This is a genomic window from Mucilaginibacter gossypii, from assembly GCF_017569325.2.
Lineage (GTDB): Bacteria > Bacteroidota > Bacteroidia > Sphingobacteriales > Sphingobacteriaceae > Mucilaginibacter > Mucilaginibacter gossypii.
The window spans coordinates 4,338,638-4,352,560 of the sequence record NZ_CP071878.2 but is presented as its reverse complement, the minus strand read 5'-3'; the positions used below and the strand labels follow the sequence as shown (position 1 = coordinate 4,352,560).

The following is a 13,923-nucleotide window of genomic DNA, read 5'->3' as shown; positions in this document are numbered from 1 at the left end:
CACACAAGGACAGGTAGTCAATCTTACCCTCAATCCTTGCGCAAAAATTGGATCTCATCCACATGTTCACCCACAAATATGTTAGCCATATCGCTTGTTTTATAAAAGCCGGGTTTGCCCGGCATTTTATCATAGATCAGGATACCGTTTATCTTCAGGTTTTCAAATATAACGTTCCTGATGCCGCGTTTGTCATCGTAGCCGGCTATAACAGACATATTAGCCTGCTTCCCGTTATAATTAACATTCCGGAACAGTATGTTCTCGATCCCCAGCCCGGGAGAGGTGTTATATTTTCGGTTGTACATCACTCTTAAATTAAACAGTTGCCCTTTGCGGATATCCTCAATCTCCACGTTTTCAAAACTGGCGTTCCTGATCAGGTTGCTGTCGCCGGCATTAAGTGATATACAGCCCTGGTAATCAAGCTGGTTTTCGTTATGGTTAAGTACGGTTATATTTTGAACCCGGATATTCTGTAATGTGTCCGGGTGGTCAGTGTCGCCGTGTGTTCCAATCAGCAGGGGATGGGCTACATCTGCCCATAAAATCGCGTTGTTAACTGTAATATCGGAGGTATTACCGTAATAATTCCAGCGGTGACCGTAAATAGCGATACAATCGTCAGAGTTTCGCATGTATATATGATCGAGCTTAATATCCTGACTGCAAAAGATGTCGATACCATCAGCATTACCGGTTGCACTGAAAGCTTTAAAATTACTTATACTCACATGCTTTGATTCGCCCATTAAAATAGAATAACCCTTTGGGAGCTCAATAATCCCGTCAACACTGATGTTATTGGTGTTCTGGATGATCAAATGATCGTTCCTGAATTTTGAGAATGTTCCTGTAGTATTTTGGGGTTTAACGCTGTCGCCCTGTACCGGGTGTTGTGTAAGGATTCCGCGGCCGCAGATCCTGACGTTCTCTGCATGATCTATAACAAATGAGCCTTCAACAATAGCGCCGCCGGCCACATACACGGTTTTACCCGAGGGGATCACCATCCGGCCGATTTTATGGATGCCCGGGCCGAAATAAAGCATTTGCGCATCAGCTTTTGTGGGACGGCTGTTTTCTATAGGATTAGCAAAAATCTGCAGGTTTTCAAAAATGTTGCCGTTTACCTCTAACGAAACATATTGCGAAGCGTTTAATTCAAATTCCACAACGTTGCCTTTAACCTCGGGCTTGATGCCGTATGCCGTAGGTCTGATCCTTACTTCTTTGATATTCCCCAGGTTTAGCTTAACCCGAAGCTTTACCGAACCGGAACAATCAAAATAAGTAAAAGCGGTTTTTTTAATAATGCGCTGCGCGTCAAAACGAGCCGCGACATCGGCTGTATATACATCTAAGGGCTGCCAGTTGCCTGTGCCCTGCCGCACATCTACTTTAATTGTATGATTAACTAAGTTACTTTCGGGTGCTTTATAAGTTATGATTTCTGCCTTGACTGTTTTTAATAAAAATACGACTGCACATGTCAGTGCCAGGAATTTGTTCATAGAAGTTTTTATAGTGTATAGAGGAAGACAATAAAGGCGGATTCTCATACTCAATAAAAAACTATATCGAAAAAATAACTGCATTTGCCGGAGATAATGTGCCCTAATGAGGTATCTTGGATAATTTGAACTAAATCACTAATCTCTTTGAGTATATTTAAGAGCATTGCTTGTCCTTATACTGTTGTTGCCCCGTATCCTAAACAATGAAGAATAAATACCTTTTTTTTGCCTTTTTTTTAGCCTTTTCTCCCTTTTGCAATAATGCTGTGTCCGCAAAGCAAAAGGTTGTTGCACTGCTTTATTCACCAGATAACCGTACGCGGGCGCAATTTTCACTGGATGAGCAAGGGCAGCTGTATTATCGGTTAATTTTCAATACACGGTTAATTGTTAACTGGTCGCGTTTGGGGATCGAAACTACCGGTTCTTCATTAGTTCAGGGTATCACGTTAAAGGGATCGGCCAAAAAAGAAATCAATGAAAAGTTTTTGTGGCCGCTGGGGGAGGATGCCAGCCTGGTAAACCATTGTAACGAGCTCACGCTTCATTGCACCTCTGGTATAGGTAATTATGATATAATCGTAAGGGTATATGATGGAAGCCTGGCGTTTAGGTATGTCTGTAAGCAGCTTGGTGATAGCATTGTACAACTTAAATCGGAGCTAACGGAGTTTAACCTTGCAACAAGCTATCGCATTTACCAGTATCACGAAGAATCTGTTTTCCGGCCGGTTATGGTCGATTCATTGCCGGGTACCAGTGACCTTCCTTCAACGCTTACAGCCGCACAGTCATATATAAGTATCGGCGAAGCCGATAACCGCAATTACACCAAATGCGTATTGGTTCACGGCAGCCGCCCCAATAGCCTGTCGTTACAATTTTATACGGATACCATTTACCGCGACCATCGCGTTCAGTCCGTTCGGAAGGATTCGTTGATCCGGTTCACCGATAGTCTCATTACTCCCTGGCGAACCATTAGTTGCAGTAGTACTGCCATAGGTTTGCACGCGTTTAGTGAGCTTAATCTAAAACTGGTTAAACCGCTTAGTAATGAGGTGCCCGATTATGTAAAACCCGGAAAGGTTTTCAGGGTACCTATCAATACGCAGGGCGCCCTTGATGGAATTGATTTTGCTCAAAAAATGAACTTTCAATACATTTTGGTTGATGCAGGCTGGTACGGTGCCGAATTTCGAACTACCTCTGATCCTACCAGATACTTACCTGATTTCCACTTGCCGGATATCATTGCCCATGCCCGGCAAAAAGGCATCGGCGTTATTTTATATGTAAATTATGTGGGGCTCAAAGCTAAGATAGATACCATATTGCCGCTTTATAAAAAGTGGGGAGTTAGCGGGCTAAAGTTTGGGTTTGTAGATGGCGGCACGCAGAAAGGCCTTGCCTGGCTTGATTCGGCCATGAAAAAAGTAAATGATTATGGCATGGTACTCAACGTACATGATCATTATAAACCCACAGGTTTGAGTCGCCGGTACCCGTATGTGCTTAGCCAGGAAGGGATCAGGGGCGATGAAAACAGTCCCGATGCTTTCCATAATACCGTATTGCCATTTACGCGTTACCTGGCCGGCCCTGCCGATTTTACCTTTTGCTACCCCAACAAGGTGAATGATTACCGTAAAAATATCCGGGTAAGCAAAGCCCAGCAAATGGCCCTGACCATTGTATACTTTGACCCGTTGCAAGCAATTTTCTGGTACGGACGGTCGCAGGATTACCGGGAAGAGACGGATATTGATTTTTTCAAATATGTGCCCACGGTATGGGATGAAAGCAGATATGTGCAGGGAGAGATAGGCGAAGGCATTACCGTAGCACGCCGTAAAGGCCGTACCTGGTACCTGGGCAGCGCTGCCGGTCTTCAGAAATGGAGAGGAAGCTTCAAGCTCGATTTCCTGGAAAAAAATCAGGTATACACCGCTACTGTTTATGGCGATGACGGACAGGGCGGCATACAGGTAAAAAAGGTTGAGCTAAGGCACAATGATGCTTTTGTTGTTGACCTGGATGCAAAAGGGGGCCAGGCCGTTATCATAAGACCTCAAATAAAGTAAGGGGCGGAGATGTTGTTGTGCGGCATTATTAATGATTGTGTTAGTTTGACTTAAGGAGGACCCGGCTTTGGGCGAAATGAAGAAAAAATTGGCTTTGAAAGATATTGCTGCCGCGTTAAAAGTGTCAGAAGCATCTGTTTCCTATGTTCTTAATGGCAAGGCGAGGCAATATGGCATCAGCGTGGCGCTGGAAAATAAAATACTGAGGTTTGTTGAAAAGGTAGGTTACCGGCCAAACCGGCTGGCAGCCAGCCTGCGGACGGGAAAAAGTAAAACGGTGGGCATGATTGTGGAAGATATCAGCGATCCTTTTTTTTCGGCCATTGCGAGGGTTGTGGAAGAGCATATTTATAAAGAAGGTTACCGCGTTATTTATGGCAGTTCTGAAAATTCGACCGTTATTGCCCGCGACCTGCTGCAAACTTTTAAAAATTACCAGGTAGATGGGTACATCGTCGCACCTACTGCAGGTTTGGAAGATGATATCAACCAGCTTGTAAAGGAAGGTTACCCGGTAGTGGTGTTCGACCGCGCCTCGCCTGATCTGCAATGTTCCAAAGTACTTGTCGATAACTTTCGCGGCAGCGAGACTGCGGTTTTACATTTGATAGATAACGGCTTCCGTGACATTGCCATGGTTACGCTTGCGGCCGGGCAGGATCAAATGAACGAACGTGTTAACGGTTATCACGCGGCCCTCCAAAAACACGGGCTGCCGCCTATCCTAAAAGAAATTATATATAATGAAGATCCACACAAAACCATCCAGAACCTTAAAAGCCTCCTGAAAAATAAAAAGGATATAGATGCCATTTTTTTTGCGACCAACTATCTCGCCTTAAGTGGCCTGCAGGCCCTGAAAGAATCAGGACTGATAATTACCAGAGATATTGGTGTTGCTGTATTTGATGATATTAACAATTTTGCCCTTTTTAACCCGGCCATAACCGCTGTAGCCCAGCCAATTAAAGAGATCGGGCTCAGGGTTACAAAAATTTTATTGGAAGAGCTTCAGGATAACCACATAATCGATTCGCAAAATATTTTATTGAAAACCAAACTGATCATAAGGGATTCATCCGCAAGGTTACTGGTGTAATTTATCCGAAATAAAAAAATTAAAAAAATGAGTATCAAACCTGTTTGGGATTGTCTTTGTTGTAACTCTCTCCTAATAAACCGTCCGGTTTAGCTAAGTTGGTTATAATAAGGCTTCTGAAAGGAAGCCCTTTTTGTTAAGGATAAACAGCAGGGAATATTGAGGAAAATGATCGGTTGGGGCACGGATATAATCCTTGTTCTTTATTTGTCAGATAATTATATTTTTGTTTTGAGTAAAATGTTACAGGGTGCAGACATGATAGTTTATCGATTTATGAAAAAAAAGCGAAACGAAGCGGAACCCTTAGAGCTATTTCAGATAAAGAATCCGAAAGCAGACGAACAAACGATCAAAAAAAGCTGGAATTCAATAGTTCAGAAAATAAATCAGGACCCTAAAAAGAAGCGCCAGGAGTAATGTTTAACCTGACGGGACAGTTTTTGAAACACAAACCAAATGTTTCGCGGCACTTATATTCAAATTGAGCAGTATTCAACAACCGGCATCCTCCTATATGCGGCTATTTAAAGCGGCCACACGTTGGTGTTGTGTAATTATTTTAGGAGCACTGATTTTAAACAGCAATGCCGCGGCGCTTGCTTTACCCAATATTCAGCGGCTTGGCCTCAAAGACGGGCTTTCCAACAGCGAAGTACGATGTATTTTCCAGGACCATTCAGGCTATATGTGGTTTGGCACTTACGACGGCTTGAACCGTTTTGACGGATATGACTTCCGTATTTACCGCAATCAGCCCGAAAAGCAACATTCAATTATTCATAATTTTATTAATTGTATTGCAGAGGATGCGGCCAATAATTTATGGGTAGGTACGCGCCAGGGCATAAGTATCTTAAACCCGGTAACTGAAGAGTTTTCTCCGGCATATGCAATTTTGGCCGGCAAAGAAACACCCGTGACATCTTTTGTAAGGGACATTAAAACGGACCGCTCCGGGCGTATTTTCATTGCCACTCTTTCCAACGGCCTTATCGTTATGGATAAGGGCAAACGAACCGGCCATGTTATACCATACTATGATAACGGAAAAGCTGTACATGGTTATAACGTCAGCGCGTTGTATGTGGGGCCAGGCGACCAAATCTATGCGCTAATCAGCGGCGCGGGCCTTTTTACATATGATGCGGTACACGGTACTTTGAAGTTACTGAACACTTCGGTCACCGGCGCTACCTGCATTTATCCGGAAGGCAATGGTTTATGGGTAGGCACAACCCAGGGCCTGCACCATTATGATTTCAAAACTGGGCAATATGACTGTCTTTTTGATGAGTTTAACGGGCCTTTCAAATCGGGCAGGATAACGAGCCTGCAAGTCATGCCCGATAGTACACTTTGGGTGAGTACCGATGGCGGCGGGATCCAGATCATGGATAAAGGACGCGACAAGATTACCTATCTGCCTGCGGGGAGTGACGAGCACTCACTTTCAAGTGATGCTGTTTATGCTTTATTTTTAGACCGCGAAGGCAGAAAGTGGATCGGTACCTTACGGGGCGGAGTAAATGTTATTGATGAGGTAAAAGAACGTTTTGTAAATATCAGGCATAATGACCTGAACGCCAATAGCCTTATCAGTAACTTTGTTAAATCGTTATATGAAGCCCCCGATGGCAGGCTGTGGATAGGCACCGACGGCGGCGGATTGAGCATTTGGGACCGGCAGGCCCATCGCTTCACTAATTTTCGCCATGATGCTTCACAGCCGGGTACTCTAAGCTCGAACTTTGTAACCAGTATTGCCGGGGATAGGGAAGGCAGAACCTGGATTGCCACTTATGGGGGCGGGATTAACCTGTACCAGCCGGGTTCCAATACATTCACTACATTTCGGGGTGTAGACAGGCAGGGTGCTGCCAGCCGGATAGTGTTCTGGTGCCTGTACCTGGACCATGCTGGAAATCTTTGGGCTAGCGGCTTACAGGACGGGCTGTTTCTATATGATAAGCATAATAACCAATTCAGGTTGTATGACGCGGCTCTGACCAATATCCTTTCAATGGGCGAAGACCTTTTGGGAAACCTTTGGGCAGGAAACTTTGAAGGTGTTTATAAGATTGATCAAAAAAGCAACGCACATAAGTTTTATCCGGTAGGTAAAGCGGTAAGATCAATGCAGAAAGCAAACAACGGCGACATGTGGTTGGGTACAGAAGCCGGCTTGTTGTATTTTTCAGCGTCTAAGGAAAAAATAATTCACCACTATACCACCAGTAACGGACTTAGTAATAATACGGTACTGGCCATTTTGGAAGACGCGCAAAAGCGTTTGTGGCTAAGCACTTACAACGGGCTTTGCCGCTTTGATCCCAAAGCTGTTAGTTTTACCAATTTTTTTGAAAGCGATGGCCTGGCGAGCAATGAGTTTAACTTTAACGCTGGCTTAAGGCTAAACAATGGTCAGCTTGCGTTTGGGGGGATCAATGGTGTCACGATGTTTCATCCGCAGGCAATCCTGCCCCTGCATGATATCCCCAACATTGTTATAACTGATATTAAAATTAACAATAAGCCCATAAGTACTTATCCGGACTATGTGAAGACGGATGCCGGGAATGTTATCCGGTCGTTAGAAGTTCCTTACGATCAGGCATCAATAGCCGTTAGTTTCGCAGCTATCGAATTTACCGCGCAGGATAGGATCGGTTACCGTTATATGCTCCAGGGCTGGGACAGGGGATGGATTTACGCAGGGAGGCAACGTAATGCGCTTTATACCCGTTTAGAGCCCGGTACGTATACATTAAAAATTAACTGTACTAATGCCGAAGGGCAATGGATTAGCCGGGAAATCCATCTTCATATCATTATTTTGCCGCCCTGGTATCGTACCGTCTGGGCCTACCTGATTTATGCGATGTTGCTTGCGGCAGTTGTTTACTGGTACCTGCGTTATAGGTTTAGGGAAACACGGCTTAAATATGAAGTACAACTGGCCAATGCCGCCGCTGAACACCAGCGCGACCTGCAGGAAAAGGAACGCGAATTGAATGACAGGCGCGTAGAGTTTTTCACGGGTGTTTCTCATGAGTTTCGTACGCCCCTTTCGCTCATCATCAACCCCTTAAGGGATTTGCTTGCGAAAATTGGCCCTGAGAACCGTGCGGAACTTAATATTGTTTATCGTAATTCAAGGCGCCTGTTAAGCCTTGTTGATCAGCTGTTGCTGTTTCGTAAGGCCGATTCGGGCGCTGGGATCCTGCAAATTGCGCCAATGGACATTACCCTTGTTTGCCGGGAGGTATTTTTATGTTTTGTGCAGCAGGCCAGGCTTTCGGGTATCAGTTTTGAATTAAACGTGCCGGAAGAGCCGGTACTGATTTACGGAGACAGGGAAAAGATCGAGATTATCCTGTTTAACCTCATATCCAATGCTATTAAATATACGCCGGCCGGGAAAGCCGTGTGTGTTGGCCTGCAATCGGGACCGGATGAGGTGGTGATCAATGTGATTGACAATGGACCCGGAATATCTCTGGAAGCGGGGAAGCATATCTTCGAAAAGTTTTACAGGTCAAATACGCATGGACAGGCGGCAAAAGGAGGCTTTGGGATCGGCTTATTCCTGGCCCGCCAGTTTACCATAGATCACGGCGGCTCATTAACGTTTGAAAGTGGGCCGGGTAAGGGCTCTGATTTTTGTTTAACCCTGTTAAAGGGTAAAGCTCATTATTCGCCGGATGTGGCAGCGGCAGCCGATGCCGCTGATTTATCGCCTTTGCTTCGTGAAATGGTGGAAGACCAGCCGGCGATAGCTGAAGCCAGCCAAATTAATGATATTGATTTTGAAGCTGATAAGATTTTTACCGACAAGCAAAGGATCCTGGTTATTGATGATGACAGCGAGATCCGGGCTTACATTTGTTCCATTCTTGAAAGCCGTTACAGGGTTTACGAGGCAGATAATGGTTTGACCGGTTTACAGAAAGCGAAAGAAAAGCAACCCGATCTTATTATCTGCGATGTAATGATGCCTGGTTTAAATGGCATTGAACTTTGCTCAACCATTAAGCAGGACCAGCAATTGAGCTATATCCCGATGATTTTACTAACAGCCAGTTCATCTGCCGAAAATAAGATCAAAGGACTGGAAAGCGGCGCCGATGACTATATTTCCAAACCTTTTGATAAAGATGTACTGGTTGCGCGTATTGCCAATCTGCTGCAAAACAGGAGTAACCTTCAAAGCTATTTTTATAATACCATTACCCTGAAATCGGTTAACGTCACTATTTCGGATGAGTATAAAAACTTCCTGGAAAAATGTATCGAAATAGTTGAGCAGCATATTACCGACGAAAACTTCAATATCAAAATACTGGCTTCAGAGATCGGCATGAGCCATTCAAATCTTTACCGCAAAATTAAATCGCTGTCGGGTCATACCGTTAATAGCTTCATCCGCTACATACGCCTCAGAAAGGCGGCTGAGCTGCTGATCCAGTCGGATATGAATGTTAATGAAGTGGCCATTGAAACAGGCTTTAACAGCATTAAATACTTCCGCGATCAGTTTTTTAAACTGTTCGGCGCTAACCCATCAGACTTTCTTAAGCAAAAAAGACCTGTATTTAAGAAAAATAAAAACATAATTAATTTATATTGAGTTATTTATATGTATTCTATCCATTGCTTAATCAATTGAGTAAATTGATAAATTGCCGAATTTATACCGCATAAATGACCAATTTGAGTCCCATCTGCCGAATAAAATCTATTCATATTAGCTTATATAAACCAGTTATTAGAACCATAGGCAAACTTACTTAATCGATTATGTAAATCGGTTTTTCAGCTTAGGTTCCTAAAGTCGGTAACGACCAATTGAAAGAGAAACCAGTTTTTAAAGCCAATATGAACAATTGTAACCAGCTAACTACATGGTGGGAAGAAGCCCTCCAGGGAAATGTCAAATCTTTTGGCAGGATACATGACGAACTGTATTCCGGTTTGTATTTCTACCTCTATAAAATTATCAAAGATGAGGATGCAGCCCAGGATGTTTTACAGGAACTGTTTATAAAAATGTGGGAGCGGAGGATAACATTTGGGCCTATTAAAAATGTTAAATACTATTTCTTTAAATCGGCACGGTCACTTGCCATTAATTTTTTAAAGGCCTCGCGGCCCGAGTTTGTAGGCTTATCCGCAAGCCATGATATCGATATTGTTTTTTCGAGGGAAGATGTGCTTGTTTTGGAAGAAACCGGGAGAGAAGTGGAGCACATGCTTGCCCTTGCCTTGAATACCTTGCCAAAGCGCCAGAAGGAGATGATCTTTTTAAGATATTTTGATAATTGGAATTACGATCAGATTGCTGAAGTAACGGGGTTACAATATCAGTCGGTAGTTAATCATGTACACAGGGGCATCAATCAACTGCGTATTAAACTTTCTGAAGGCAGTAAGATTGCCACAACCGAACTGGTGCTTTCATAAAAACGTATATAAGATTTCCTGACCTTCAAAAAAAACACCGAATGATTAAAAAAATACTTTTAAAAAGAATAACCATGGCTGTCATGACTTTGCTGATTACAGGCCAGGTATATGCACAGCATCAAAAAATCATAAACCCCGGGGCAGTTTGGCCCGATAACCGGGGAGAACATATCCAGGCGCATGGCGGAGGGATTATAAAAATAAAGAACACATACTACTGGTATGGCGAAGAAAGACGGCGGGGACTGGATTCAAATAAACGTTATGTTAGCTGTTATGCGTCAAAAGACCTGACGAACTGGACATTCAAAGGCGATGTTGTTCAGATGACCGATCCCGAAAACCTGGGGCGGCGCTGGGTTCTGGAAAGGCCCAAAGTTTTCTACAGCAAAAAGAGCCGGCAATATGTTATGTATTTCCATCTTGACAATGCAACTTATAAGTTTGCCCGGGTCGGCATCGCCGTAAGTGACAGCCCCGACGGTGATTTTAAATACCTGAAAAGCTTCAGGCCCCTGGAGCATGAAAGCCGCGACATTGGCCAGTTTATAGATGATGATGGTACGCCATACCTTGTTTTCGAAGACCGTCCGCTTGGGTTTCATATCGTCCGGCTTTCCGATGATTGCCTCAGTATTGACCGGGAAATGTGCCTGATAGCCGAGCATATGGAAGGCGGGGCTATAGTGCATTATAAGGGCCTTTATTACGCCATAGGCTCCGCGCTTACCGGCTGGAAGCCCAATCCTAACCGGTATGCCACAGCAAAAACCCTGGAAGGCCCGTGGTCGGAGTTTAAAGACATAGCGCCGAAGGAAAAAAACACATATGGTTCACAATCTACCTTATTGCTTAAAGTTAGCGGGAAGAAGGATACGACAGTATTGTATCTGGGAGATATCTGGAAACCGAAAGAACAATGGGATTCCCGGTATTTATGGATGCCTGTTCAGATCGGGGATGGTAAGCTTTGGCTTCCTGAGCCGGCTCCGTTTAAGATCGACGTGAAAAACGGCACTGCAAATTAATCAGGCATTTTCATGCAATTCATTCTTCATAAGGTTAGTTAATAGATTAAGGGGCAGGGGTGCCCCTTTTTTCGTTCCATCAGGGTGTCTCGCAGATTTAAATGGACTTCACATTACCCGGTACTAATACCGCGCCGTTTTTTGACCGGTAAAATTGGTACCGGTTAGCGCCCGCTGATTTCCATTCATTTTGTTACAATCAAGCTGGTGATCTTCGCCCATGATTTAATAATGTATTAATATTGGTGGTCTACTTTTACCGGCATATCATTATCTTATGTAACTAAAAAAAATGCTCTGCCTAATCGTTTTGCTGCTTATCTGCAGCAAGTTCGTTCGGGCGCAAGATCTCGCCGCTATTGAAAATAAACGGGTAAAATTGCCCAATGGGTGGTCATTAACACCTGTTGGCAAGAGCCTTCCCCTGGGCGATCTGCCCCTGAATATCGCGGTGAGCAAAAGCCATCATTATGCCGCGGTTACCAATAATGGGCAGAGTGTTCAAACCATTCAGCTTTTAGACGCACGTACAGATCGTGAACTGGACAAAGTACTGATCAGCAAAGCCTGGGGAGGCCTGGTTTTTAGTGCAGACGAGCAATCACTCTACGCCTCAGGAGGTGACAATAACTGGATTATTCGTTACGCCATCAATAATGATAAGCTGCTGGCAGCTGATACCATAAAACTGGGCGAAGCATGGAGCAAAAAGCCCAATTCGGCGTCCATTTCACCTACCGGGCTGGCCCTTGATGATAAGCGCGGTGTTTTATATGTAGTTACCAAACTGGATAACAGCCTGTACCTTATCGATCTCAAGACAAAAACAGTCATTCAGCAGGTTAAATTGGGCGCAGAGGCCTATACCTGCCTGTTATCGCCCGATATGTCAAAATTGTACATCAGTCTTTGGGGTGGCGATAAGGTAGCCGTATTTGATACAAAAGAAAATAAGCTCACAGATGCCATTGCGGTAGGGGATAACCCCAATGACCTGTGCATTTCCCGGAATGGAAAATACCTGTATGTAGCCAACGGCAACGACAATACAGTATCGATAATTGACGTGCGCAAAAGTAAAGTACTGGAAACACTGAACACCGCAGTATCACCTACGCCGCTTAGCGGTACTACCAGTAACTCGGTAGCCCTGAGTAAGGATGGTAAAACATTATACATTGCCAATGCCGATAATAACTGCCTGGCCGTGTTTAATGTAACAAAGCCGGGTGCCAGTCAGTCGCTTGGTTTTGTGCCCACGGGCTGGTATCCCAGCGTTGTGCGTGTTATAGATGATAAATTATACGTAGCCAATGCTAAAGGCTTTTCGTCGCTGCCTAATCCGCATGGGCCTAACCCGGCAGCCAAAAGTCAAACCGTTGTACTGCATGGAGGCGATCCATTCAGGCCCGCGCGTACAGAATATATCGGCGGCGGCTTATTAATGGGGACTTTGAGCATCATCCCCACGCCAACAGAAAAGCAGCTGACGGTTTATTCGCAGGCCGTAGTTCGTAATACGCCTTATCACCGGGAACAGGAAACAGGGGCTTATAGCGAAGATGGCAACCCCATTCCGGCTAAAGTAGGATCTGCATCGCCAATAAAGTATGTTTTTTATGTTATCCAGGAAAACCGGACGTATGACCAGGTACTGTCAGATATGCCGAAGGGCAATGGCGATACAAGCCTGCTGCTGTTTGGCAAACGGATTACGCCCAATCACCACGCTTTGGCCGAAAACTTTGTGCTGCTGGATAATTTTTATGTAGATGGCGAAGTTAGTGCCGACGGACATAACTGGAGCCTGGGCGCGTACGCTACTGATTATATGGAAAAAAACTGGCCTACCAGTTATGGCGGCCGCGGCCCGGGTGCTGTAGGCCTCACTGCAAAAAATAAGCTCTACATCTGGGACCAGGCCAACCGGTTCAACGTAACTTTTCGTACTTACGGCGAGTTTATCAATGCAGATAATACGCCGCAGATACCTATACTGAAAGACCATTTTACGAAAGCCTATCCCACCCGTGACCTGCGTGACCCTGATACCTTGCGGTACCAGGCCTGGGAACATGATTTTGACTCGCTGATGCGCAACAATGCCTTGCCGCGGCTAAATACCATCCGGATGCTATCAGACCATACGGAGGGCACCACCCCGGGCAGGCCTACACCCTTTGCCCATGTGGCGGATAATGATCTTGCTGTTGGCCGGCTGGTGGAGCATATCAGTAAAAGCCCGATATGGGAAAACAGCGTGATTTTTATACTCGAAGATGATGCACAGAATGGCCCCGATCACGTTGATGCTCATCGTTCGCCTGCATACATGGCCGGGGGATTTGTAAAACGTAATTTTGTTGATCACACCATGTATTCCACTTCGTCGATGCTGCGTACTATCGAGCTGATTCTCGGCCTGCCGCCTATGACCCAGTATGATGCCTCGGCTACAGCCATGTGGCGTTGTTTTAATAAAACGCCCGATACCAAACCATTTAACAGCCTCCGTTCAAATATTAACCTTAATGAACTTAACCCTAAGGGCACAAAGCTTGCAGCAATGGCCAGGGGGCTTGATTTTTCGGCAGTTGACCGGGTACCCGACCAGATCATGAACAACATGATATGGAAAGCGATTAAAGGAGAAAATGCAATTGTGCCCACGCCTGTACGGGCAGCCTTTGTAAAAGCCGTTCAAAAAGCAGACGATGATGATTAGCATA

The 13,923-nt window shown here is 44.8% G+C and carries 7 protein-coding genes; 6 read left to right on the top strand and 1 reads right to left on the bottom strand.

Annotated features, from left to right (window positions below):
• Window positions 1-29 precede the first annotated feature (29 nt).
• Window positions 30-1,514: a glycosyl hydrolase family 28 protein gene (locus J3L18_RS18195; protein ID WP_189549116.1), complete on the bottom strand. Its 1,485-nt coding sequence runs from the start codon at window positions 1,512-1,514 to the stop codon at window positions 30-32.
• 206 nt (window positions 1,515-1,720) lie between these two features.
• On the opposite strand from J3L18_RS18195, the gene J3L18_RS18190 reads away from it, so the two are divergent.
• The 6 genes from J3L18_RS18190 (at window position 1,721) to J3L18_RS18165 (ending at window position 13,919) form a co-directional block, all read left to right on the top strand.
• On the top strand, window positions 1,721-3,601 hold the full coding sequence (locus J3L18_RS18190; protein WP_129568605.1) for a glycoside hydrolase family 97 protein: 1,881 nt from the start codon (window positions 1,721-1,723) through the stop codon (window positions 3,599-3,601).
• A gap of 76 nt (window positions 3,602-3,677) precedes the next feature.
• Window positions 3,678-4,700 carry a substrate-binding domain-containing protein gene (locus tag J3L18_RS18185; protein ID WP_129568604.1) on the top strand — a complete coding sequence of 341 codons (1,023 nt, stop codon included), beginning with the start codon at window positions 3,678-3,680 and terminating at the stop codon, window positions 4,698-4,700.
• Between the two features lie 517 nt (window positions 4,701-5,217).
• On the top strand, window positions 5,218-9,330 hold the full coding sequence (locus J3L18_RS18180; protein WP_129568603.1) for a hybrid sensor histidine kinase/response regulator: 4,113 nt from the start codon (window positions 5,218-5,220) through the stop codon (window positions 9,328-9,330).
• A 248-nt stretch (window positions 9,331-9,578) separates the two neighbouring features.
• On the top strand, window positions 9,579-10,163 hold the full coding sequence (locus J3L18_RS18175) for an RNA polymerase sigma factor (protein WP_129568602.1): 585 nt from the start codon (window positions 9,579-9,581) through the stop codon (window positions 10,161-10,163).
• Between the two features lie 41 nt (window positions 10,164-10,204).
• Window positions 10,205-11,194: a family 43 glycosylhydrolase gene (locus tag J3L18_RS18170; RefSeq protein WP_208102419.1), complete on the top strand. Its 990-nt coding sequence runs from the start codon at window positions 10,205-10,207 to the stop codon at window positions 11,192-11,194.
• 292 nt (window positions 11,195-11,486) lie between these two features.
• Window positions 11,487-13,919 carry a bifunctional YncE family protein/alkaline phosphatase family protein gene (locus J3L18_RS18165; protein WP_129568601.1) on the top strand — a complete coding sequence of 811 codons (2,433 nt, stop codon included), beginning with the start codon at window positions 11,487-11,489 and terminating at the stop codon, window positions 13,917-13,919.
• The last annotated feature ends 4 nt before the right edge of the window (window positions 13,920-13,923 follow it).

Coding starts and splice junctions, on each gene's coding strand:
- J3L18_RS18175 (WP_129568602.1), top strand. CDS start 9,579: ATGAACAATTGTAACCAGCTAACTACATGGTGGGAAGAAGCCCTCCAG.
- J3L18_RS18185 (WP_129568604.1), top strand. CDS start 3,678: ATGAAGAAAAAATTGGCTTTGAAAGATATTGCTGCCGCGTTAAAAGTG.
- J3L18_RS18165 (WP_129568601.1), top strand. CDS start 11,487: ATGCTCTGCCTAATCGTTTTGCTGCTTATCTGCAGCAAGTTCGTTCGG.
- J3L18_RS18195 (WP_189549116.1), bottom strand. CDS start 1,514: ATGAACAAATTCCTGGCACTGACATGTGCAGTCGTATTTTTATTAAAA.
- J3L18_RS18170 (WP_208102419.1), top strand. CDS start 10,205: ATGATTAAAAAAATACTTTTAAAAAGAATAACCATGGCTGTCATGACT.
- J3L18_RS18180 (WP_129568603.1), top strand. CDS start 5,218: ATGCGGCTATTTAAAGCGGCCACACGTTGGTGTTGTGTAATTATTTTA.
- J3L18_RS18190 (WP_129568605.1), top strand. CDS start 1,721: ATGAAGAATAAATACCTTTTTTTTGCCTTTTTTTTAGCCTTTTCTCCC.